The 24841-nt window shown below is 34.5% G+C and carries 21 protein-coding genes and 1 riboswitch; of the genes, 4 read left to right on the plus strand and 17 right to left on the minus strand.

Annotated elements, in window-relative coordinates; all coding sequences use genetic code 11:
- Window positions 1–125: 125 nt before the first annotated feature.
- The 8 genes from EYY60_RS20865 to EYY60_RS20900 form a co-directional block, all read right to left on the minus strand.
- A complete protein-coding gene (locus EYY60_RS20865; RefSeq protein WP_132991205.1) occupies window positions 126–1601 on the minus strand; it encodes an aminotransferase class V-fold PLP-dependent enzyme in 1476 nt (491 codons plus the stop codon).
- A gap of 190 nt (window positions 1602–1791) precedes the next feature.
- A complete protein-coding gene (locus tag EYY60_RS20870; protein WP_132991206.1) occupies window positions 1792–2781 on the minus strand; it encodes a TlpA disulfide reductase family protein in 990 nt (329 codons plus the stop codon).
- Window positions 2782–3074: 293 nt separating this feature from the next.
- Window positions 3075–3175, minus strand: a riboswitch (SAM riboswitch).
- Window positions 3176–3859: 684 nt separating this feature from the next.
- A complete protein-coding gene (locus EYY60_RS20875) occupies window positions 3860–4945 on the minus strand; it encodes an NAD(P)H-dependent flavin oxidoreductase (RefSeq protein WP_132991207.1) in 1086 nt (361 codons plus the stop codon).
- Window positions 4946–4962: 17 nt separating this feature from the next.
- A complete protein-coding gene (locus EYY60_RS20880; RefSeq protein ID WP_132991208.1) occupies window positions 4963–5412 on the minus strand; it encodes a nuclear transport factor 2 family protein in 450 nt (149 codons plus the stop codon).
- A gap of 2 nt (window positions 5413–5414) precedes the next feature.
- On the minus strand, window positions 5415–6149 hold the full coding sequence (locus EYY60_RS20885; RefSeq protein WP_132991209.1) for an SDR family NAD(P)-dependent oxidoreductase: 735 nt from the start codon (window positions 6147–6149) through the stop codon (window positions 5415–5417).
- A 5-nt stretch (window positions 6150–6154) separates the two neighbouring features.
- Window positions 6155–6373 carry a tautomerase family protein gene (locus EYY60_RS20890; RefSeq protein ID WP_132991210.1) on the minus strand — a complete coding sequence of 73 codons (219 nt, stop codon included), beginning with the start codon at window positions 6371–6373 and terminating at the stop codon, window positions 6155–6157.
- A 4-nt stretch (window positions 6374–6377) separates the two neighbouring features.
- Complete coding sequence (locus EYY60_RS20895; RefSeq protein WP_132991211.1) at window positions 6378–6932, minus strand: YceI family protein; 555 nt, start codon at window positions 6930–6932, stop codon at window positions 6378–6380.
- A gap of 287 nt (window positions 6933–7219) precedes the next feature.
- Window positions 7220–7792, minus strand: a complete 573-nt coding sequence (locus EYY60_RS20900) for a Crp/Fnr family transcriptional regulator (RefSeq protein ID WP_132991212.1) — start codon at window positions 7790–7792, stop codon at window positions 7220–7222.
- 163 nt (window positions 7793–7955) lie between these two features.
- On the opposite strand from EYY60_RS20900, the gene EYY60_RS20905 reads away from it, so the two are divergent.
- Both EYY60_RS20905 and EYY60_RS20910 read left to right on the plus strand, forming a co-directional pair.
- Window positions 7956–8354, plus strand: coding sequence for a DoxX family protein (locus tag EYY60_RS20905; protein ID WP_132991213.1), 399 nt, complete (start codon window positions 7956–7958; stop codon window positions 8352–8354).
- A 212-nt stretch (window positions 8355–8566) separates the two neighbouring features.
- Window positions 8567–10156 (plus strand): ABC-F family ATP-binding cassette domain-containing protein, encoded by a 1590-nt coding sequence (locus EYY60_RS20910; RefSeq protein ID WP_132991214.1) that lies wholly within the window; start codon window positions 8567–8569, stop codon window positions 10154–10156.
- Window positions 10157–10363: 207 nt separating this feature from the next.
- Here the strand turns inward: EYY60_RS20910 and EYY60_RS20915 are convergent, their stop codons facing one another.
- The 7 genes from EYY60_RS20915 to EYY60_RS20945 all read right to left on the minus strand — a co-directional run bounded on the left by EYY60_RS20915 (window position 10364) and on the right by EYY60_RS20945 (window position 16698).
- Window positions 10364–11131, minus strand: a complete 768-nt coding sequence (locus EYY60_RS20915; protein WP_132991215.1) for a LytR/AlgR family response regulator transcription factor — start codon at window positions 11129–11131, stop codon at window positions 10364–10366.
- Window positions 11112–12128: a sensor histidine kinase gene (locus EYY60_RS20920; protein ID WP_132991216.1), complete on the minus strand. Its 1017-nt coding sequence runs from the start codon at window positions 12126–12128 to the stop codon at window positions 11112–11114. The genes EYY60_RS20915 and EYY60_RS20920 overlap by 20 nt, the downstream gene beginning before the upstream one ends.
- Before the next feature lie 345 nt (window positions 12129–12473).
- Window positions 12474–13232, minus strand: a complete 759-nt coding sequence (locus EYY60_RS20925; RefSeq protein ID WP_132991217.1) for a DUF1223 domain-containing protein — start codon at window positions 13230–13232, stop codon at window positions 12474–12476.
- 55 nt (window positions 13233–13287) lie between these two features.
- Window positions 13288–13698 (minus strand): organic hydroperoxide resistance protein, encoded by a 411-nt coding sequence (locus EYY60_RS20930; protein WP_132991218.1) that lies wholly within the window; start codon window positions 13696–13698, stop codon window positions 13288–13290.
- 125 nt (window positions 13699–13823) lie between these two features.
- The gene (locus tag EYY60_RS20935; RefSeq protein ID WP_132991219.1) at window positions 13824–14831 is read right to left on the minus strand and encodes an alpha/beta fold hydrolase; all 1008 of its coding nucleotides are present in this window, start codon (window positions 14829–14831) and stop codon (window positions 13824–13826) included.
- Between the two features lie 297 nt (window positions 14832–15128).
- A complete protein-coding gene (locus tag EYY60_RS20940; protein ID WP_132991220.1) occupies window positions 15129–15542 on the minus strand; it encodes a cupin domain-containing protein in 414 nt (137 codons plus the stop codon).
- Between the two features lie 412 nt (window positions 15543–15954).
- Entirely contained in the window at window positions 15955–16698 is a 744-nt protein-coding gene (locus EYY60_RS20945; RefSeq protein ID WP_132991221.1) for an SDR family NAD(P)-dependent oxidoreductase, read from the minus strand.
- 261 nt (window positions 16699–16959) lie between these two features.
- On the opposite strand from EYY60_RS20945, the gene EYY60_RS20950 reads away from it, so the two are divergent.
- Together EYY60_RS20950 and EYY60_RS20955 are read left to right on the plus strand one after the other, a co-directional pair.
- Window positions 16960–17985, plus strand: a complete 1026-nt coding sequence (locus EYY60_RS20950; RefSeq protein WP_132991222.1) for a BT4734/BF3469 family protein — start codon at window positions 16960–16962, stop codon at window positions 17983–17985.
- A 138-nt stretch (window positions 17986–18123) separates the two neighbouring features.
- On the plus strand, window positions 18124–19911 hold the full coding sequence (locus EYY60_RS20955) for a reverse transcriptase domain-containing protein (protein ID WP_132991223.1): 1788 nt from the start codon (window positions 18124–18126) through the stop codon (window positions 19909–19911).
- Between the two features lie 74 nt (window positions 19912–19985).
- On the opposite strand, the gene EYY60_RS20960 is transcribed toward EYY60_RS20955, so the two are convergent.
- Window positions 19986–21659 carry an AIPR family protein gene (locus EYY60_RS20960; protein ID WP_162847915.1) on the minus strand — a complete coding sequence of 558 codons (1674 nt, stop codon included), beginning with the start codon at window positions 21657–21659 and terminating at the stop codon, window positions 19986–19988.
- Between the two features lie 354 nt (window positions 21660–22013).
- Window positions 22014–24536: a hypothetical protein gene (locus tag EYY60_RS20965; RefSeq protein ID WP_235832375.1), complete on the minus strand. Its 2523-nt coding sequence runs from the start codon at window positions 24534–24536 to the stop codon at window positions 22014–22016.
- Between the last annotated feature and the right edge of the window lie 305 nt (window positions 24537–24841).

A 24841-nucleotide genomic window follows, 5' to 3' on the forward strand; every position in this document is an offset into this window, starting at 1 on the left:
AATAATTCTTCATATTCTGGTTATTTTTTCTCATTGCGGTTGCAAATTTACATAGTAAATTTCAATTTTAACGCAAAAACCATTAAAACTTTTATTAACCTATCAAAATAATAGACTAAATTTCATTACAGCTTAAACCAATCATCTACTTCTCTTGCAATTGTATCGCTAATTCGAGGATTTTCAAACTCATTTGAAACAGGATTGTATTCGTAATCTTTTTGCCAATTTTTATAATTCAGAGCCACCTGCTCAATTGCTTTGCAAATAAACAAAAGCTCTTCATTTGTCATAATAGGATGAAGCGACAAACGAACCCAACCCGGTTTATTACTTTGGTTGCGTTGCTGTAATTCAGTCGTAATCGCTTTTGATCGCTTTTCATCAATATTAAAAAGATAATGCGCATAAGTGCTCGCACATGACCAGCCACCACGAACTTGAATCCCAAAACGATCATTTAAAAGTCTCACAATCAAATTATAATGAATATCTTCAATTACAAACGAAACGCATCCAATTCGTTTGCTTGTTAAATCCCCTAAAATTGATAAGCCTTTTATTTTTTGAAGCTTTTCAAAACAGATGTTCAATAGTTCTTTTTCTCTTTTGGCAATCTGCTTCACTCCCATTTTTTCTTTTAATTCTAAAGCCAAAGCGGTTCTAATGACTTGTAAAAATCCCGGAGTTCCGCCGTCTTCTCTAACTTCGATTAAATCACTGTACGAATGATTTCCAAATGGATTTGTCCATTTTACATTTCCTCCCCCAGGATTATCAGGGAATTCAGCGCTATATAATTTTTCATTAAAAACCAAAATACCGCTGGTTCCCGGCCCGCCCAAAAACTTGTGTGGCGAAAAGAAAATTGCATCTAGCTGTTCTTCTGGATCGTTTGGATGCATATCAATTTTAACATAAGGTGCCGAAGCAGCAAAATCAACAAAACAGTAGCCACCGTTTTGATGCATGATTTTAGCTAATTCCTGATAAGGCGTAATAATTCCTGTTACGTTTGAACAAGCTGTAAACGAACCAATCTTTAAACTTCTGTCAGCATATTTTTTTATTTCCAAAGAAAGAATAGCAGGATCAACCAAGTTATTTTCATTTGGCGGCAAGATCACAACATCAGCATCGATCGCGTACCAAGAAACCTGATTAGAATGATGCTCCATATGTGTAATAAAAACTACAGGTTTGTCATTTTCATTGGTATAATTTTTCTTCAAACCAATAATTCGCTGCAGTTTTGATAATGCTGCAGTCATTCCTGTGCCGGCAGTTACTAAAACATCTGATTCATTTGCATTAACAGATTTTTTAATTATGTCTCTTGCAAGCTGGTAAGCATATGTGGAAGTTTTTCCTGTTTGACTCGAAAGTGAATGCGTATTGGCAATCATTGGACCAATTTTATTGAGCATTATATCTTCAATCGGCATGTATAATCTTCCGCTGGCAACCCAATCTGCATAAATCAGATTTTGTTCTCCGTAAACCGATTCGAAAATATGTTCAATTCCTACCGTGTTTTCTCTAAATTTAGAAAAGTAACATTCAGGCTCCGTTGGTTTTGTTGTTGGCTCAATAGCATTCATTTCCCTATCATTTTTAAATTAACTAATTGTATTATTTTGTATTATTAAGTTCTGTTTGTCATTCCTCGTTCCTCGGAATGACACTAGTAATTCCACAATCAAAGTCGCCAATCTTTGTCGAGTTTCGAGTGCGATTCCTCGTTCCTCGGAATGACAAGATTGTGTATAGTTTTGAGCTATGTTCGAATTCTTAAATCTTTTTCTCTAAAAGCCCTTTAAGTGTTGATTGCAATTCTTCTCCATGAAGATTTTTCGCCACAATAATTCCGTTTGAATCCACTAGATAATTGGCAGGAATTGCTCTTACGCCATATAATTTTGCCACTGCACTGTTCCAAAAAAGCAAGTCCGAAACATGAGTCCATGTTAACTTATCATCCTGAATTCCTTTGATCCAGTTTTCTTTCTTTTTGTCTAAAGAAATGGCGATTATATTAAATCCTTTATCGTGGAATTCTTTGTAAGCGGCAACAATATTCGGATTTTCTCTTCGGCATGGACCACACCAAGAAGCCCAAAAATCAACTAAAGTATAGCCTTTCAAATTTTCTGAAAAATGAACTGGTTTTCCTTCAGTATCATTGGCAGTAAAATCTGGCGCTTTTTTCCCAACCGCTAATCCGTCTAGTACAATGGCCAAATCTTTCAGTTCTTTCACGTAAGTTGTATTTTGAAGGCTTTTATCCAACAAAGCAATATTTTGTGTGATTTGCTCCGGAGTCAATCGATACGACCAATTTCTATACAAGACATAAGCAGAAACAATCGATTTTGGATTTTCAGTAATGAACTTGCTGATTTCTACATCTTTTGATTTTTTATACGTTTCAAACAAATCTTGAGTTGCAGAACCTTCTACAACAGAATTTGTATAGTACTTTTTCGGACTTAATTTAACTGTAATTGGCCCTTTTTCAAGAAAAACATACAATGGAGAATCTGCAGTATTTACGCTTAAACCATATAATTCTGGTGTTTTTACTTTTGTTTTAAAACTAAAATTCCCGTCTTTGACTTTTACCGAATCGATTGTGGTAAACATCTTATTGTGAAACTTTTGCAGATAAACATATTGTGCAACAGTATCGACAACAGTTCCTTTTAATTGCAAATTATTTTCTTGTGCTTGGGTTTGTATGATTCCAAAAGAGAAAGCTAAACCTAATAGTATTTTTTTCATGTAATTTGATTTTTAGTGGATTAATTATGTTTTAGTTTTTATTTGTGATTTTCGTTTAAAATTGGACAATAAAAGCCTTTAAGACATTGTTTAACGCCCTTTTGTATGATTTAAAAAAAGTAAAAAAAGAAGAAAACCTAACGTGGTCGCATTCGGAAAACCATCTTAATATTTTCTTGAAAGAATAAATTCAAACGATCAAAATCGGCGTGTAATAGAACTGACTTGGTTTTCATTTTTGAAATAATAAATTTTAATACTGATGATCTTATTCAGATTCACTTCGGAAATCTTTCTTATCTGTCCCGCAAGATGGGAAGGATTTAGCACCTTGTTTGGCAACAGGTTGCTAAGACTTCATTGGGCCTACTCCCTCAGTCTTTCTGGATAAGTATCATTGCAGAAATTTTCTGCATTACAAATATATATTAATTCTACCGAATTAGTCAAGTTTAAAGCTGTTTTTTTTCGATTTTTTTTGAATTAAACGAACCTCACTCAATAACAAACTCAAAAACAATCATTTATAAAACATAAAAATTAGCTTATTATGGATGAAATTAAGCCAATTTTAGTTTTTCTATTTCAATAAAGACATAAAAAAACTCATTCCGCTTCTGAAATGAGTTCTAATTCCTTTTCTATTCTTTGCCATATACCGCCCCGATGGGGCTAAAACTGTAACTTCATAATTCTTTCTATAAATATAACACTCCTATGGAGTTGACTATACAACCTTGTAAAGACATAATATCTATAGCTAAATTAGACTTCATAATCCTTTCTACAAATATAACACTCCTACTGAGTTGACTATACAGCCTTGTAAAGACGTAATATCTATAGCTAAATTAAACTTCATAATCCTTTCTACAAATATAACACTCCTACTGAGTTGACTATACAGCCTTGTAAAGACATAATATCTATAGCTAAATCAAACTTCATAATTCTTTCTAAAAATATAACACTCCTCTGGAGTGACTATACAGCCTTGTAAAGGCGTAATATCTATAGCTAAATCAAACAACCTAAAATCTAAAGCTTCAGAGAGGCGAAATATCAATTCTTTGCTAAATTAAAATTTCAATTCATCAAAATAAGCTGTTGTTTCTTCGATCAAAGAATGCATCAACTCTCCTGCCCTTCTATGTTTTAGGATTGGCGAAATTTGTCCGCCCCAAAAAAGTATCATATCCCATTTTTCCTGATCCAATGCCGCTTTTCTTAAATGCGACATAAAAGTAGTCTGTAACGGAAACGGAAGAACATCTGCTTCTTTTCCCATAATCTCTTTTGCAATTCGGCTCGTGATGCCACGCCCGAGTCTTCCTGTATATGCGCGTGATAAAGTTGTGTATTTAGAAGCTTCGGAAAAAAGCATTTCTCTATGAATTGGTAATGCGTTTGATTCTTCAGTAGCTAAAAATGCGGTCCCAACTTGGGCCGCGCTTGCTCCTAATGCCAATGCTGCAGCAATTCCTTTTCCGTTTGCAATTCCACCTGCCGCAATAACGGGCACTTTTACTTTTTCCTTAATCAATTGCAATAAAACAAAAGTTCCAGTTACTGAAGATTCGGCAGAAGCCAAAAATGAAGGTCGATGCCCGCCAGCCTCAAAACCAGAAGCGATAATCATATCAACTCCGGTATTTTCCAAAAATAATGCTTCATCTAAAGTAGTTGCGGCGCCAACGGTTGCAATTCCTAATTTTCGACATTGTTCCAAAATATCCTGAGAAAGCGTTCCAAACATAAAACTGAAAACCTTCGGACGAATATCCAGAACTACTTGCAACTGATTTTCAAATCGGGATTGAAATGGCGCTGGTTTTTCTGGCAACGGAATTCCGGCATCGTCAAAATAGGGTTTGAACAATTCTTTTGCTTTATTGTATTGCTCATCTGAGATTCCTCTTGGATCAGCATCTGAATCAGAAACCCAAAGATTTAGATTATAAGGTTTATTGGTTAAAGCTTTTATCTGTTTGTCAGCTTCATAAATTTCCTGCGGACTCAAAGTATACGCGCCATATCCTCCCAAACCGCCCGCATTTGAAACGGCCGCTGTAAGTTGAGGCGTCGAAAGATTGCCACCAAATGGCCCTTGTAAAATTGGATACTGAATCCCTAATAATTCCGATGCTTTTGTATTGTACCACATCACTTTAAAATTTAAAATTATTCGCTTAAATCCGTCAACATTTTATTGACAATAAGCCATTTTCCGTCAATTTTATGAAAAGATAAAAAATCTCGATAATTGAAATCGTACATTTTTACATTTAGTTCTGCAATCGCGATTGAATTTACGACTTTTATATTCAAAATTTCACCTTTAAAAGGTTTTCCGGAATCTTTTGGGCTTTGTCTATTTTTTACGCCATCCAAATAAAGATCCACCGTTTTAAAGTATGGTTGCCCTTTTACATCTCCAAAAACAAAACTTCCGGGATAAAAAATACTTCCCAAACGCATGACATCTCCTTCGTAAATTCCTTTAAAATAATAGTTTTCAACTGCATCTGTTATTGCTGCAATTTCAGCTTGATTTTCCATTTTGATCGTATTTTGTGCTTTCATGCCCTGAAAACTCCAGAGCATAAAAGCAGTTAATAAAATAGTTTTCATTTTTAATTTAAGTTGTGTCCTGCGCCTTTTCCTCCGTCAACATTGATAATTGAACCGGTAATAAAATTGCTTTTGGCAACGGTGTACACCATTTCGGCAACATCGTCAATTTCTCCAACTCGGTTTAGCAAATGCAAACCAGCCGCCGCATCAGCATTATCACCGTGCATTGGCGTTCTGATTACTCCGGGAGCAACGGTATTGAAACGAATGTTTTGTTTACCAAATTCGGCCGCTAACTGAACCGTAATAGCGTGAATTGCACCTTTACTCGCAATTGGCGCCGAAGCAGGCCATCCGCCCAAACCATGATTTACAAGCGGTGTTCCAATATTAATTACAACACCACCTTTTTGTTCTAACATTTGAGGAATCACAGCCTGAGTAGTGAAATAAGTTCCTTTTAAGTTGGTTGTCAGAAATTTATCTAAATAAGCTTCATCAACTTCCAAAAATGGTTTACTGTCAAAAATTCCAGCATTATTAACCAAAACATCTACTGAACCAAATTTTTCGATTGCAATTTTCACTAATTGTTCACCTGTTTGTTTGTTGCTGATATCTCCGGCATACATGGCTAAATTCTCACCTCCGCCAAATTCATTAAAAGCATTTTCTAATGATGCTGGTGTTACTGAATTGATGACAACATTATCTCCTCTGTCCAAAAAATATTTGGCGATTCCTTTTCCAATACCAGATGCTGCTCCGGTAACGATTATAGTTTGTTTTTTCATGATATTTATTTTTTATCGGCTGTAATGCCTTTTTCTCTTAATACGGATACTTGTTCTCCTGCGTAACCCCAATCGTTTAATTCAACTTCCTGAATTACAACGTGAGTCAAATGTGGATCTTTGTTTAAAACCTCGGTAATCAAATTGGTTATTCCGCTTATTAATTGCTGTTTTTGCTCGCGTGTTACGCCTTCGCGAGTCAATTCTATTTTTACGTAAGGCATGGTCTTAGTTTTTAGATTGTTCTGAAAAAATGGCTTCGGCAGTGATATTAAAATCAAGATCAAAGTCATTGTAGATTAATGTATCGCCTAAATCGACAAAGAAATTCCCTGAGCGGAATTTGATATCGTATTTGGTACGATCAATAATCATTTTCCCTGTAAGGGCAATTGCATTTCGGTTGTTTTCTAACGTTGCTTCAAAACCTGCAACGTGTGTAATATCTTTTATGGTAAGATTGCCTTCAAGATAAAAAATGGTGTCTGATAATTCTTTTACAGAAAGAACATCAAAAGTTGCTGTTGGAAATTTTTCGATTGAGAAAAAATCATCTGAGGCAAGATGACCTCCGAATTGTGTGTTTGTTGCCGGATCTGTTACATCCAGAATTTTAATAGAAGCGGTATCAATTACAACTTTACCGCCTTTTACCTTTCCATCTTGCAAGATGAAATTACCTTCTTTGATACCAATTGTACCATTATGTGCACCGGTTACTTTTCTTCCAGTCCATTCTACGTTGCTGTTTGAGCTTACGATTTTATAATTTGTTGTTTCCATTTTTATTGTATTTAAAAGTACAATACAAAGGAACGGCGGTTATGAAAATTGGTTACGTGACCTAGATCACATTCTTTTTTTTGAGGTTCAAAGGTTCAAAGGGACAAAGGTTCAAAGGTTTTTTACTCTCATTTTTGTCATTTCGAGGAACGAGAAATCACACTAGCTATTCTGCAATGCATATCGACAATCTTTGTAGAATTTCTTGTGTGATTTCTCGTTCCTCGAAATGACAAACTACACGAAATAAAATCTGCTAATCCGCTAAATCTGCGGAAAACAAAAAACTAAGAATTATAAAGCCGGCTCAGCGTTTCTCTCGAAACTCCTAAATATGCGGCTATCAAATGCTTTGGTACAAGATTATATAATTGAGGATATAATGCCAAAAGCTCTTCATAACGCACTTTGACATTATTGTTCATGAAAGACAAAAGCCTTTTTTGAGAAGCGATATAACCTTTATTCGTTCTCCAACGAAAGAAATGTTCAACTTGATGAAATTCTTTGCAGAGTTTTTCGCGGTCTTCGTTTGAAAGGCAAAGCACTTCAGAATCGGTAATGCAGTCAACGTTTATGGTAGCTTCTGTTTGATTGTATAAAGCAGTATAATCTGATGCCCACCAAGTTGGCATAGCAAACTGAAGAATGTACATTTTGATTTCATCATTAATAAAAAAAGACTTCAAACAGCCTGAAATAACGAAATATTCGCAGTTTACCTTGTCGCCCGCACTAATGATCGTTTGGCCTTTTTTGAAGGACAAAGGTTTGAAATGAGAATAAAAATAGTCAAATTCCTCATCAGTCAATACAGCCGTTTTGGCGATATGTTGTTGCAAAATGGTTTTGGCTTCCATCGTTAATTTTGGGATTTTAAATCTACCGTAAAGTTATAAAATCAGATGAACTTTCGGATTGTCTATTTCAGAAATCAATTTGTCCGTTTCACCCAAAAACCGATATGTTTTCTGTTGGATCTGGCGCAATTTTGTCCTGTTTAACAACTTAAAAATTAAAATCATGAACACAAAAACAACAAAAATTATTTACTGGACAGGAATCATTTTAACTTCATTATGGTTTGGTGCCAGCGGTTTTTTCGAATTAACTTCAAATCCAATTGTTTGGGGAATAACACAACAATTGGGCTATCCAGCACATTTTATTTACATTCTGGGTGTGTTTAAAGTCGCTGGAGTAATCACATTATTGATTCCAAATAAATTATTGCGATTGAAAGAATGGGTCTTTGCTGGAGTTTTCTTCGACATTATTTTTGCTTTTTTCTCAAAATTGGCCGTTTTAGGTTTTCCTGCTACAATTGATGCTATTATAGCTTTTGCAATGGTGAGTGTAACGTATGCGATGTTTAGAGAATTATATGCAGCTAATTATTCTAAAAATGCGATTGTAAGCTAATTTTAAGGCTTTTTAAGGCTACAAAAATATAAAAGCGTCTAAGAACTTCTCAGACGCTTTTTGTTTTTGTTATGAGTTTTTAAAACATTTATTATCTTTGCACTTTCAAATAAAAACACTTCCGTAAATGTGAATAAATAATTTCTTTCAGATATAGAGACAGCAAGCCAGACTTGGTTTTTGCTGATTTATTAATGCTTAAGAAAGAGATTATGATCATTCTGCAAAACATTTCATATACACATTCTAATACAGAATTGCTGTTTAGCGCTGTAAGCTTAACAGTAAACACAGGCAATAAAATAGCCTTAACAGGACATAACGGTTCTGGAAAATCGACTTTGCTTAAAATTATTGCAAAAGAATTATTTCCGTCAAGCGGAACCATCGAAATTGAGACCGAACCGTATTATATTCCACAAATCTTCGGACAATACAATCATTTGACGATTGCCGAAGCTTTACAAATCGGGCCAAAACTTACCGCTTTCCGCGAAATTCTTGAGGGAAATGTAACTGAAGCCAATTTGAATATTCTCAACGACGACTGGACGATTGAAGATCGATGCAACGAAGCTTTAAATTACTGGAAATTAAATGATTTTGATTTAAATCAGAAAATGGATTCTTTGAGCGGAGGCCAGAAAACAAAGGTATTTCTCGCAGGTATCATGATTCATGAACCAAAACTTATTTTATTGGACGAACCCAGCAATCATCTTGATCTTGAAGGAAGAAAGCTGCTGTATCAATTCATCAAAGATTCGTCCTTGACGATGCTGATTGTGAGCCACGACCGCAAACTATTGAATTTACTCGATACAACTTGTGAATTAAAGTCAAACGGAATCAAAACCTACGGCGGTAATTATGATTTTTATTTGGAACAAAAGAATATCGAAAAGAATGCTTTAGCACTTGATATTCATTCGAAAGAAAAAGCGCTTCAAAAAGCCAAAGAAAAACAGCGGGAAACGATTGAAAGACAACAAAAATCTGATGCAAAAGGCAAAAAGAAACAAGAAAAAGCTGGAGTTGCCCGCATTATGATGAATACGTTGAAAAATAAGGCCGAAAATAGTACATCAAAAACGAAAAGCGTTCATGAAGAAAAAATTGGCGGTATATCACAAGAATTGCGAGAACTGCGTGAAAACGTTTCGAGCTTGGATAAAATGAAATTCGGGCTTGATAATTCACGTTTGCATAAAGGAAAAATAATGGTTGATGCAACATCGTTGAATTATAGTTATAACGAAAAAAATATTTGGAAAACCGATTTGAGTTTTCAGATTCTTTCGGGCGAAAGAATGGCTTTAAAAGGAAATAACGGTTCCGGAAAAACAACGCTGATTAAATTAATTTTAAAAAAATTACAGCCAAAATCAGGAAATCTGAAAATTGCAGATTGCCAAAGCGTTTATATTGACCAGGATTATTCTTTAATCAATAACGCGCTAACGGTTTACGAACAGGCGCAACAAAGCAATACTTCGGGTTTAGAAGAACACGATATTAAAATGCGATTGAATCGTTTTCTTTTCGGAAAATCAGATTGGGACAAACCTTGCCAGTTTTTAAGCGGAGGAGAAAGAATGCGCTTAATGCTCTGCGGATTGACAATCACAAATCAGGCTCCCGATTTAATCATTTTAGATGAACCAACAAACAATCTCGACATCCAGAATATCGAAATTCTGACTGCTGCTTTAAATGAATATCAGGGAACTTTAATTGTAGTTTCACATGATGAAATATTTTTAAAAGAAACAAACGTAAACAACAGTATTACTTTAATTTAGAATACTATATATAAACAAAAACTTGAAATGTAATTTATAAATATTTCATACTGAAAGATAGATAATCTAACCGCAAAGGACGCAAGGGTTTACGCTAAGTTCGCAAAGTTTTTTACACATAGCTTTGCGTGCTTTGCGATTATACTAAACCTTGAATGTAAAAATCTTAGCGTGCTTTGCGGTTAAACTATTTACATTTCACAATTATCAACGGTTTTCGAGCCAGCTCAAAAAAGCCGTCGCTTTCTCTTTTCCGACTAAAAGTTTTTCCTCTGTCGGAATCGTTAATTTGATCAAAAGCTTTCTTGAAAAATAATGCTCCGCTTCTCTAATTGCCGAAAAATTCACCAAATACTGCCTGTTCGTTCTGAAAAACTGAATTGGTGACAACAACTTATGCACCTCATCCAAAGATTGCGTAATCTGATATTCGGTTTTATCAAAAGTCATAATCGTTGGCGTTTCATTTTTGATAAAGAAAAACGCAATATTCTCGGTTTGAATCGTTTGGTATTTATTGTTTTTAAAAACCAAAAAGCTTTTTTTGCCTGTGTTTTCGCCTGTTCTAGTTAAAAGATAGTCGAAATCGGGCATCATTTTTTTATTTCTTTGGAAGAAATTCTTCAGTTCACCTGCTTTTTTGATCGCTTGCGAAATGCTGTCTCTTGAAAAAGGCTTCAACACATAATCAATTCCGTTTGATTTAAAGGCTTCAATCGCATAATCATCAAAAGCCGTACAGAATATCACCGGAGACAATACCTCAACGTTTTTAAAAATCTCAAAACAAAGTCCGTCCGCCAGCTGAATGTCCATAAAAATCAAGTCCGGCTGATCATTTTCCATAAGATAACTCACCGCGCCATCAATACTCTGAATGTACGACAAAATCTGCGCATCAGGCCTGATACTCAAAATAAGCTGACCTAGTGCTTTGGCCGTTTTTACTTCATCCTCAATTATTACGATATTCATAAATAAGCGGTATTTTAACTTTAAAAATAGTGTCGTTTTTGTCAATTTCGATTTCCTTGTGAGCCAAATGCATAAAACGCTGATTGATATTATCCAAACCAACGCCCGTTGACAAGACGCCGCGTTTCAGCTGAATTGGATTTTCAATCACTAGAAAATCATTTTCAGTATATAATTTAATTCGCAAAGGTTTGTCTAAAGAAACGACATTATGTTTGATGCAATTTTCAATCAAAAGCTGAAGCGAAAAAGGCGGAATAGCGCAATCGTATTGTTTTGGATTAATTTCATTCAGCACTTCAAATCCGTCTTCAAAACGTGCTTTCAGCAAATAAACATACGAATCCAGAATCTGAATTTCCTCTTTTAAGGATATCAAGTCAAGCTTTCGGCTATCAAGTGTAAAACGGTAAAAATCAGATAATTTTAAAATAAAATCTGAGCTCTGCGGATCCTGAATATCCACCATTGATTTTAACGTGTTTAAACTATTAAAAAGAAAGTGCGGATTTACCTGTTGCTTCAAAAGTTCATATTGCGCACCAAGATTTAAAGCTTTGGTTCGTTCAAGCTCAACTCCTATTTGTTGCGTTTGATAATTCTGAAAAAGCAAGTGCAAAAACATATATACAATCAAATTGATCAAAACACCTCGAAGTTCAAACATAATTGGCGCATCCATTTTTGAAACCTGAAAAAGCTCCTGATGCGCGATTACCAGTACAACCATAAGCAAAATCCCTAATACGACGCTCAACAACAACTTCCAGTTAAACAAGCTCTTATTAGTGCGCTGTGCCGAAAATTTCGGCAAACTGTAAATGTTGTAATACCAGATAAAAAGAGAAAACAGAAGTGTAATTGAAGAATTGATCACTAAATCGCCAGGCGTTGTGGCAGCATCGAATAATTTTGGAATTGAAGCAAGGATTGCAAGGGCTATAGAACTTCCCCAAATGACTCTCGGAGAAACCTGAAAGCGTTTTACTTTTTCCATATATTTTTTTTGTTTCAAGTTTCATCCCGATAGCTATCGGGACAGGTTTCAAGTTGGCTTTACTTTGCCAAAGATAGCAATAAATTAACGGGGTTTTGATTATAAAAAAAGTAAAATTACAAACAATAACCCGCTTTGTTTTTTTTGCATTTAATACTTAATTTATAAATTTACATAACAAATTAAAAATAACTGGTTTTCAACAATTTAAACACAAACAAAAACACACAACTGTCATTGTGTCAGAACCAAAAACCGCGCTTTTTTTGCCCTAAATCTTTCTCAAAATGACAGTTTAAGACATTCAAATTTCAGTTTAAAAATATTGAAAATCTGATTCTTTTATTACAGTAAATTTTGTGTAAAAACTGCTCGGTCGGCACCCAAAATAATTCCCGAATTCATGTCCTGAACGAAACCTATAATTTCAAAATCTTTAGAATTAAAACCTTTGGGTAAAGAAACCGAAACATTCCCTTTTTGATTTCCGGTCAAAACAAAACCATTCAAGCTTCGAACAATTTGAAAATGCGACAAAACACGATTCGCATTCTCTCCTCTTTTCACATTGCTTTTAGCCGATTTTTGAACCACGGCAACGTATAAGCGATTATTTTTGGAAATTTTATTGATGTTGTAATTCAAAATCAATTTATCACCTTGCTGATTAGCTTCTAAGGCAATTTCTGTAAATGCGGGTTTTGAAAGCGCTGAACGTATTCCGTTTTGAACGGCAGTTTCCTGAGAACCGATATAATCTATTTTGCCATTGATAATAAGCTGTGGCGTATAAATAGGCTCTTTTTCCATAAATTTTGCATAATCGTATTGTCTTTTAGTGTTTGCCGCATTGCTGAAAATATCTTTCCAACCTTGTTTGTCCCAATAATCGACATGATAAGACAAAACATAAACATTGCTGTCTTTGTATTGATTCTGGATTTTCCCCATCAATTCATCTGCCGGAGGACAGCTTGAACAGCCTTCGGAAGTATAGAGTTCTAAAAAGGCAAAACCTTTTTTTGTTGCATTTTGACTAAAAATAGTGTTTCCAGCCAAAAGAAACAGCATTACGAATACTGTCAATAATTTTATATTTTTCATGATTTCTTAATTTTATAAACCCGACAGGTTTTAAAAACCTGTCGGGTTTCTCTATTTACAGAATATTAAGTTCGACGTTTATATTTCCTCTTGTCGCTTTAGAATACGGACAAGTTTGATGCGCTTGAGCCGCTAATGCTTTAGAAGTTTCTAAATCCAAACCTGGCAAACTGATATTTAATCTAGCTTGTAAAGAATATTCGCCTTCAGTTACACATAAATCAACCTCAGCATCAACAGCAGTTTCTGCTGGAAGTTTGATGCCCAGTTTAGAAGCCGCAATTCCCAAAGCTCCAATAAAACAAGCCGACCAGCCCGCAGCAAACAATTGCTCTGGATTTGTCCCCGGACGTGAAGATCCCGGCGCACTTAATTTGATATTCAATTGTTCGTCTGAACTTTGAGAAGCTCCTTCTCTACCGCCTGTTGTATGTGTTTTTCCTGTGTATAAAACTTTTGTCTCCATGTTTTTAATTGTTAATTGTGAGTTGTTAATTGTAAATTTTTATATGTTTTATGTTGATTTTTTTTTGTTGAATGTAAAAAGTGAGTAGTGAAATTAATTAACCATTCACCATTTACAATTCACCATTATTTTGAAACATCAATTATTGCTTGCGCAAACGCTTTTGGATCTTCTTGAGGCACATTATGACCGATTCCTTTTAAAATTCTGTGTTCGTATTTTCCTGTGAATTTGTTAGCGTATGCTTTTCCATCTGCGAAAGCGCCGTCAAAATCGCTTCCAATTGTGATTGTTGGAACTTTAATTTCTGGTCTTGTGGCCAAACGTTTTTCAAGATTATCGTATTTTGATTCTCCTGCTTCAAGAGATTGTCTCCATCTGTAGTTGTGAATTACGATTGCTACGTGATCTGGATTGTCAAAAGATTGCGCGGTTTGATCGTAAGTTGCTTTGTCGAAATTCCATAACGGAGAAGCGATTTTCCAGATTAATTTATTGAAATCGTACGTATTTTGTGTGTAACCTTGTTTTCCTCTTTCGGTTGCGAAATAATATTGGTACCACCAACCTAATTCTGCTGTTGGAGGAAGCGGTTTTAAATTTGCTTCTAAATTCACCACCAAATAACCGCTTACAGAAACCAAACCTTTTACACGTTCTGGCCAAAGTGCTGAAACTACAACTGCTGTTCTTGCTCCCCAGTCAAATCCGCCAATTACGGCTTTATCAATTTTCAAGGCATCCATAAAAGCGATAATGTCACTCGCTAAAGCCGCTTGCTGGCCGTTTCTGAACGTATCTTTTGAAAGGAAGGTCGTAGTGCCAAAACCTCTTAAATAAGGCGTAAAAACGTGATATCCTTTTGCAACCAAAATCGGAACGACTTCGTTGTAGCTGTGAATATCGTAAGGCCAACCGTGAAGCAGAATAACTGGAGTCCCATTTGACGGACCAGCCTCTGTATAACCTACGTTTAATAATCCGGCGTTGATTTGTTTTAAAGTTCCAAGTGAAGGGTTTGTTTCAATTGTTTTAAGAGCTTGTGCATTCGTTACATTCACATTCATAAAAAGAATGACAATTAAGATTGATTTTGCAAAAATGTTGTTTGTAATTTTTAATAGTGTTTTCATAATTTTTATTTTTTGATTAGTTGATTATCAGTTAATTTCTTCGTCAAAGGTATCTTGACAATCCTCGTTTTAAAAGGAGAAAAAAGGTGAAGTGGACAAAGTTTAGGGTGAAATGGACAGTTAATAATTGTGAATTGTAAATTGTTAATTATAAATTGAAGTTTAACAGCAAAGGGCGCTAAGGTCTACGCAATGTTCGCTAAGGTTTTTTCGTATAGCTTTGCGACCTTTGCGTTTTTATAGAATCAGATAAGTCAAAATCTTTGCGTGCTTTGCGGTTAAATTTATCCTTGAAAACTATTTCTTCAAAGTCAAGACCGGTTTTCCTTTTTCGACTATATACGTCGCCAATTCTGAGGCTTTTGTATCTGTATTGTTTCGTGCTGAATGGACCACGCCTGCGGGAATAAAAAGTACTTCTCCGGCTTTTAAGGTAACCGGCGCTTGGCCTTCAACTTCATATTCTAATGAACCTTCGAGTACGTAAATTATCTCTTCACCCGGATGAAAGTGTTTCCCGAAAGCCGAATGACCATCAAAATCGATTTTTGCTTGAACGGTTTCTCTACCCGGAATACTTAAATCGTGTTTTTGCAAATCGGTGCGTTTTATTCCGGTTTGGGCTGCAATTTGATTCGGAACCAAAAAGGCGATGATGCCTAAAATGATAATTGCGATAATAACCCAGGTTTTTTGTTTTTTAGTTTCCATAATTTTATAAGTTTTAAAGTCGAATGTCGAAAGTCTTAAAGTCTTCTACTCTGTTTTTTTTATTTTGAAATTGACTTTATAACTTTAGACCTTAAGACTTTCCGACTAAATTCAAATTATTTGTTATCAGTTAATTTCTGAGTCAAAAGTAGAACTACAATGCTTCCTACGAAATGAGAAAATAGCCGAAACGGACAAACTTCAGGGTGAAATGGACGGGCTTGGAGTTAGGAGTTTTGGAATGGTGGTGATTTAACCGCAAAGCACACTAAGATGTTTTAAAGCTGGACTTATTAAAAACGCAAAGATCGCAAAGCTATGTGTTTATAACTTTGCGACCTTTGCATAAACCTTAGCGTGCTTTGCGGTTAAACTTCAACAGAATTAACAATTAATAATTCACCATTAACAATTAAGCCAAAACCATTCCCCCATCCATAATAAAATCGGCGCCGGTGATGAATTTTGCTGCGTCGCTGCTTAAATACGAAACCATTTTAGCTACATCTTCTGATTTTCCCATTTGTTTCAATGGCACTTTTTCGATAACGACATCCATAATTCCTTTTACGGTGGTTTCATCTAAACCGACTTTTTTCATCACTTCCGTTTCAGTAGGTCCCGGACTAACGGAATTCACTCTGATTTTTCGTGGCGCTAATTCCAACGCCGCCGATTTCATAACCGAATTCAAAGCCGTTTTGCTCGCCGAATAAACCGAAGATCCCGGCCCCGGCATACTCGCAGTATTCGAAGAAAGAAACACGACCGAAGCGCCGTCTTTTAAAATTGGGATAAATTTGCTCAGCGTAAAATAAGCGCCTCGCAGATTGACATTCATAATGCTGTCAAACAATTCCTCCGAAGTTTGCTCAATTGTTCCCAAACCCGCAATTCCGGCATTGATAAAAAGAATATCAACCGCACCGAAATCTTCTTTTACTTTAGCAACCAGATTCTCAATATCTGAAACACTCGCTTGATTTGCCGTAACGGCGGTCACGCCTAATTCCTGCGCTGCTTTTTCAATGGCTTCTTTTCGTCTTCCGGTAATAATAACCTGAGCGCCTTGCTCTTTTAATTGTTTGGCTGCTGCGTAACCTATACCGCTGTTTCCGCCTGTGATTACGGCTACTTTATCTTTTAAATTGTCCATTGTTTTTTTGTTTTTAAATTAATGGGACAAAGTTAGATTGGAAATTGGGTTGGTTTTTTGGTGGTATCATGGAGTATACTGGGATTGGATTTTGTTTTATGAAATACCTTAGAAATAATCTTTACTCTAATTATGTTTTTGGCTACACTTGCATCACATGAATTTTAAATCATTTACGGATTTCCGTAAAAAAGTTAAAAAATTAAAACCTAATATTGTTAAGCAAATAATCTCTTGTACCTAATTCATAACATCACAATTATGAGCACAATTAATGAAATTTTAAACTTAAATGCATCGTATCAAATAAATACTTGGTCTGAAATTTCCAACGAACCTACAATTCAAACGATTTTACAAGAAATAAAATCAGAAAAACATAAAGCACCAATCTCTACATTAAGAAAAAAATTAGAAGAGGGTAATAAAGAATATTATGACAATTATAAAAAACATTTACCAGCTGTAACCTTTAGCGCAACTTTTGATGTAAAAAGAACGAATGAGAAATTAAAATTTTATAACTCAATAATAGTAATAGATATTGACAAACTGGAATCAGAGCAGATAATTGAAACTTATAATTATTTATTGAATGATGAACATGTAATTTCATTTTGGAAATCCCCATCCAATAAGGGATTTAAGGGGTTAGTTTGTATTGAATATAGTATTGAGAAGAATGATGCTGATTTATATAAATTACATAAAAGTGCATTTAAAAAATTATCAGAATATTTTTTAGACAAATATAACATTGAACTTGATCAAAGCGGTAGCGATATAACACGACTTTGCTTTCTTTCATATGACACAGAGTTAATTCTTAAATCAAATTTAATCAAATTTAATATTACGGATGAAGATTTAATAATATCTACAAAATTAAAAAGTAATCCGAAATCGGACTTAAACTATTTAACCACAAAAGACAAACTATTTAACCCACATGAAAAAAATGATCAATATGATAGAAAAATAATGTCTGACATCATAAGGCATTTAAAAAATAAAAAATTAAGTATAACCTATTCATATGATGAATGGTGTAAAGTAGGAATGGCAATTGCTAATTCATTTACTTACGAAATTGGCATAAAATATTTTTTAAAACTAAGCTCATTAGATGGGGACAAATACAATGAAACTAATTCTACAAATTTTTTAAATAATTGCTATGAGACAAAAAAAGGAGATATAAATTTTAATAGTATAGTTTATTTAGCAAATCAAAAAGGTTATCAAACAAAAAATCAAAGAAATGCGGTGCCGAAGGCGGAGGATTAATTTCCATCGCAAGTATCATTCTCATCAACGGAATTGCAGTGCCAGAGAATTTAAAAGACTCAAGACATAATATGTATCGCATCAGTATCAATAGTCATACGTGAGTATTCACGTTACAGGAAACCCTTTCTTTAATTTATGAAACAGTTTGAAGATTTTTTTACCGAAAACGAAATTTTACGACAAATCTGTAAAATTCGTGTTAAACTTGCCAAAAGCAAATCTAAAAGACATTTATTACATCTATTGACTTCAAATGCTAAATATAATTATCATTTAAAAGCTAATAAAACACCAAGTAATGAATTCGAACAATACCAACATGATCTGACAATATTTCTTCGGACAATATTACCTCCTCGAAAAAGATGGATTAAGTTAGGTGAAAATTCTAGAAGAAAACAAAATTGTAGAAATGAATTTTTAACATCTAATGACAAAAACTTTTATTCTTTACTCAAAACTATTAAAGCGCAAAGTAAAAAAGAAACAAAAGAACAGTGGTATTTAAATTTGCAAGATTTTATCATTGAGGTTATAGAACTCTCAAAAAATCAGTCGTATTCTCTAAAAAAACCAATAATTTTTCCAAAACTGAAAGAAAAATTAAAAGAAAATTTAAAGGAGAATGAATTTAATGAATGCAGGCCAATTTGTATATTTAGTCTTAAAGACAGAATCATTCTAAGTGCGACAAATAAATTCTTAACACAGTTATTTGATGAGCATTTTCAAGATAGTTCATATGCTTTTAGATCAAAAAAAAATGATCTTGGCACAATACTATCTCATCACGATTGCATTAATGATATTTTAAAATACAAAAATAAAAATATCGAATCAAACTTATATGTTGCTGAATGCGACATGAAAAAGTTCTATGATACCGTAAATCATTCAATTGCAAAAAAACTCTTTTATAAATTAATTGAAAAATCACAACAGCTTCATAGTGAATTAGATCTTAGCATACCTATAAATATTTTTGAAAGCTATCTTAATTGTTTTGCTTTCAACATAGATATGCCAAAATCTTCTGATACGAAATATTGGTCATCATATAAAATACCTGATGGTGATTTTTCTTGGGTAGCTAGTATTATTTCTACTCACTATCCCGACATCACTCATGAAAGAATTGGTGTTCCACAAGGAGGAGCATTGTCTGGACTTATTGCAAACATTTATCTTAATGAAGCTGATCTTGCATTAAGTGGTGGTAATTTTTTATACCAAAGATTCTGTGATGATATGATAATAATTTCAGATAATATGGAAGATTGTACAAAGGCAAAGAATGTGTATGAGAATGCTTTACATGATTTAAAACTCTTTCCTCATCCATTTAAAGATGAAAACAATTTAGCTACAATTACTGAAAAAGGCATAAATTACAAAAATTTTTGGGATGGGAAATCTAAGGGACCTTATAAATGGGGAGAAGTAGGTGAAAAATCTTTTCCTTGGATTGGTTTTGTTGGTTATGAAATTAATTATTTAGGAGAAATAAGAGTTAGAAAAAGATCTCTAGAAAAAGAACTAGAAAAACAAAAAACAATTGTAAATGAAATAAGAAATGCTATTAAAAAAGGAATGCGAAAATCAAAAGGAAGCGTTACTGAATCTGCAATTAGTAGACTTATTGGGATGTCTGTTGGTCGGATTGGTTTAAATAATTTTGATGAAGTTTCAACAGATATGTGTTGGAAAAATGGTTTTAAAATATTAAATTTTAATAATCATTCTCTCAGACAAATAAAACAATTAGACAGAAATCGTAGTAGGCAATATTACACATTGTTAGAAGAAACAAAAACTATAGAGTTATTGCCTAAAAAAAGAAAAAATAGAGAAACCGTAAAATATAACAAACCCTTTAGTTATTATTATCAAATATTAGAAAGACAAAAGCTAAACATTAATTAAGTGTAATTAACTATTACTAATAAAACATAATGGGATTAAGATTAATCCCATTATGTTTTATTCAATTTTAAAAATTATTGCATTAATAATTTTATTTGTCTACACTTTGTATAATTTCTTAATGTATATACTATCATTGCATCAGGATACTCGTTTTCAATAACATCTTTTAAATCATTAATATATTTATCAACAAATGCAGGTAAGTCATTTTCAAGAAAATTATCAAAATTAGGATAACTATCCGATAAAATTCCCTTATTTATTTTTTGAAAAATAATATGAGATACAAATGCATTTCCATAGCGATAAATACTCCTTTCTCGACCCTCCGATGCTAACGCCATTTTATTCATTGTATTGGAAACATATCTATATATTTTTAAAGCTTTTATAATTTTTTGTGCAGATGTATTCTGATTAAAAAGATCCGTATAAGGTGCTTTAGTAACATCTTCCCAAAGCTTTCCAGATTCCTTTTTTACCATAGTAGAATAATCTACATTCTCAAAGAGTGATGCAAGACTAAAGGCAACTTCCTCAAGAGAAAAATTATTATCATCATTGACAAATTTTTCATCAGTTCTTTTATAATGATATTCTATATTTTCTAACTTTAATTCTATTTTGATCCTTGCTTGCTCATTATCCAAAGAAACAAAATCTTTTTTCTCTACTTTATTCTGAGTATTTGTTGCTACAGTTATTCTTTGACCAAAGCCAGATGGACTATCTTCAAGAGAAATAAATTTGACAATAACTTTTACCTTACTAAGCTCTTCTGGATTACTAGCGTGAAGTGAACCAATAGAACCAAGAGTTTGCGCTCCATTAACTACTGCAATACCATTACATGTAAATGCCCCAATTGCTTTATCAGAACCACCAATTAATTTTTTCTTAATGGCATCGCATAATATAGTTATACCATTGTTGAAGTAGATAAAATTGTCGGGTTCAGTTTTTATCGTTTTAATTATTTCTTCATTAACCGTAGATGCTCCTAAAAAATTCCTAATATTTTCTGTAAAAAGTCTTGTACCATATTTATCCCATAAAAGTCCTAGATCAACTCCAGTAATTTGTCCGTAATAAGATTTAAATGGTTCATCAATATGTCCCCAATTTGAAATAGTAATATCCTCATTTATTGGCGCTCGCCCCACTCCAGTTTCCAATCCTTTATAAACCTTGTCAATATTGAAATCTTTAAAAAACAAAACTTCTTCAGTATCATTTTGTTCCTCTAATAAATCATTTATAGAATCCCAATTATGACTTGAAAGCTTTTTACCTGTATAAGCAAATAAAATTTGGATTTTAACAGCTGAATTATCTAATGCTTCCAGTATTTCATCTTTTCTATCGTTTATTTTTTTATTAAATCTAGTAAAATCTCCGTCAATCAATTTTTTTACACCTTTAGCAAATTTTTCGACATCCCCATTATCAATACCCCCAGTTCCACTTTCGATAAATTTAGATTGAACTAGCCAAAGGGTCTCTGCAGATCTATCGTAATAAATGGCGTCAATACCATTATCATCAAATCCATCTGTAATTGCTATACTTGCTAGATCAACAGTTGCAACAGCTTCAATTGTTAAGGCATATGCAGATAAAGCTCTAGAAAGAAAACTTTTTTGCTGTTCATCAGTTGGCCGTTTTGCCAAATCTGAAATATCAATTTTACCATTAAAAGTTTTCTCCAGATAATTTTTAATTCTATTTACTATTAATTTACTCATTTTACTTAAAAATATTAAAAACAGTTTAACAACTCTAATCATTGAATTAATTACAAAGATTAATCAAAAAAAAAATGTTTATTACGGCAAACCGTAAAAGCCAAAATTATTGTGACAAGACTAGTAGTACATAAAAAAGTAATATAAAAAGTACATGTATTTTTTTATGGTTCACATTAAGATTATCATAAAATTTAAGCTTGCCACTAACCTTCTCAAGGATATAAATTACCAATATTAAAGCCTTGATATTAAGTTTATATAGCAATTACAGTAGACAAAAAAAATCAGGTCTAGTTAATAAACACTAAACCTGATTTTTTTTATGAATTAAAACTAACCTATTAAACAAATCTATCTCCTACCTCTAAAACCGCCACCACCACCTCTAAATCCGCCACCGCCAAAACCACCGCCGTTAAAACCACCTTGGCGTTGGAAATTTTGGAAATTACGGGTTTGCGATTCACCACGGTCTCTTGAAAAAGCAGAGCGGTCAAGATCATTTGTCACATCAGCACGGCCAGGTTCACCAAGCGGTTTGTTTGGTTGTCCTAGGGTTTGTTCAGGCCTGTTTAGATTATTTCCCTCGGTTCTGTCGCCTAAACGGGTTTCACCACCTAGGTTTTGGTTGGCATTTGGCAAGTTATCACGCTGGATTCGTTCTCCAGCGCCATTGGCTCCAAGTCCTTCGTTAGGTTTATCACGCTGGATGCGCTCCCCTGCTCCATTGGCGCCAAGTCCTTGATTCGCTCTATTCTGAATACCTTCACCCGCTTTTTTTGACGAACCTAAGGTTCCCGCTTGCGTCCAGCCACCGTTTCCATTATTATAGTGACTCCAGTTTCCGTTTGCATCTCTTTTATAAACATGTCCGTCGTGGCCAGCGTATAGATTGTTGTTGGTATGAATAGTAGTTCCTCCGCCACGGTGGTGCGTAATTACACCTTCTTTTCCGCCCGAAGTTTGATAAGCGACTGCTGTACCACGTCTGGTAGTAATATGTCCAGTTCGCGCCCATTGATTGCCATTTGTAGCTGCCGAATGTCCCCATTGTGCATACGCATTATGCCCTTGATTGGTTCTGGCATAATTTCCTGTCCACGGATTATAAGTACTTGCGGCAGTGCGACCGCCATACCAACCTTGAACACTTGCAGAACGCCCGTATCTTCCTGTTGCTGGATTGTACCAAGCCGAAGTTCCTGCAGCGCCATAAGGTCCGTACACGCGTCTTCCGGCTGCGTAGCCACCCGTCCACGGATTGTAAACCGCTCCGCCTCCGTACGCATACGGCCATGGACGGTAAATTGGATATAATCCGCCATAATATACATACGGTGGATAATACCATCCTGTACCATACGTCAATATGGCGCCAAACGTAGCTCCAACAATAAAAGCGCCCAAATAACCGGCAGTTGAACTGCTTTCTACAGTGGTATCGGTTGTGGTTTGCGTTACATAAGTGACATTATAAACAGGAGAACTTGCTGGAATCGTATAAATTTCTTTCGGAACAGAATCGCATGTTTTCCAAGGTCCGTTTGGACTTGTTGACATAAACCAAACGGCTTGAAAACATAAATAATACAAATCGCCTACTTTGATAATTTTCTCTTGCGTGTTGCTGGCATATTGCATTTTTGTGCCATCAATAGGTTTAAACTGAGGAGGTCCGTCATACGACACTTTTACTTTTGCTTCAGCATCTGATTTTTTCAAAATGGCCGTTGTTGGAACTTGCGACAACATTACCGCGTCGTTTGCTTCTTGCGTTCCGGGAACAGATGCCAATACATTGGCACGTGGCGAATCTTTAGGGATTTTTGCAAAATCGGCAGGTAAATTATTTCCCGCATACGCCCACGGCCCTGTCAATTCTTTCGACTTAAACCATCTCCCTGATAATAACACATAATATTGTCCATCGGCTTCATTGGCAAAAACATCATTTTCGGTATTGTCAATGTACATTAATTTGGTTCCGGCAATCTTAATGAATTTCGGATTTCCGGTTACTGCAATCAATTCGGCTGGTTTATTGCTGTAGAAAACCTCTGGAGCATTCCCTGAAGAAGGAGGCGGAATCATTTTTTTGACATCATCATAATTCTCTCCCGATGGCAGATTGCTCAAACCTGAAGGCAATTTTGTCGTTTTCGTCCATTTGCCGTCCACTTTTTTCGAAGTCAGCCAGATATTTTCGGCTAACAAATAATAATCTTTCGTCGTTTTATCAAAAAACAAATCCCAATTGGTGTTCACTACATATTCCATATCTGATTTGTCAATCGGAACTAAAACCGGTTCGCCTTGAACAATAAGCAAGAGCGACGGTTTTGTACTATAAAAAATAGTTGGCGGATCGTTTTTAGCGGCAATTCCCTTTGGCGGACTTTTGGTTTGGCTTAAATCGGCCAAAATGCGATCTACAGAAATAGGATCTCCGCCTTGAGGCAAGGTTTCTTTGAAGAGTTTTGTCATTTCAGGAACTTTCTTTTCGTCTAAAGCCGGAAATCGCACATCAGTTACTTGAAGGTTTTTGATATAAGCGCTTCGATTGTCTTTATCGACCAATGTTTCTGCTTTTAAAGAAGCGACACCCAAAACCTGTTTCCCATCTTTTGGAGTCAACGAAAAAGCTACCCGAGCGGTAAGTTCTTTAAAATCTTTCCAGTCATCCACCTGAGGCTGATAATAAACGAGTTTTGTACCGTTATTTTCAGCTTCGCGTGGCCAACCGGTATCAGCAAAAGTAGAATCGGCAACAGTATCAGACTTTTCAGCTTCTGTAGCTACTTGATCTTTATCTTTCTTGCAAGAGAACAAAATGGCGCTCAAGCAAACTGTAATTATTAGAAAAGCATTTTTCATACATCTAAAAGTTAGGTTATTCACTCAAAAAATTATTCTTCTGATATTCTTATAAAAATTGTTTCGGATAAAAATAATTTCAATGCTTTTAGAAAACTAAAAATCAGCGATCTACTTTGTTTCAAATTCTAACTTGAAACCAAATAACGAAGTGAAACACGCTCTTTTCTTCTTCTTTCTAAAATTTAGGAATAAAAAAATTTCAGCTCAAAGTTTTGTTCAACACTAATAAAACCAATACTTATAAATTATTTTTATAAGTATAAAAAATTATTAATTTGATTAATAACAGTCATCGATATAAC

The sequence above is a fragment of the Flavobacterium zhairuonense genome, from assembly GCF_004352915.1.
Lineage (GTDB): Bacteria > Bacteroidota > Bacteroidia > Flavobacteriales > Flavobacteriaceae > Flavobacterium > Flavobacterium zhairuonense.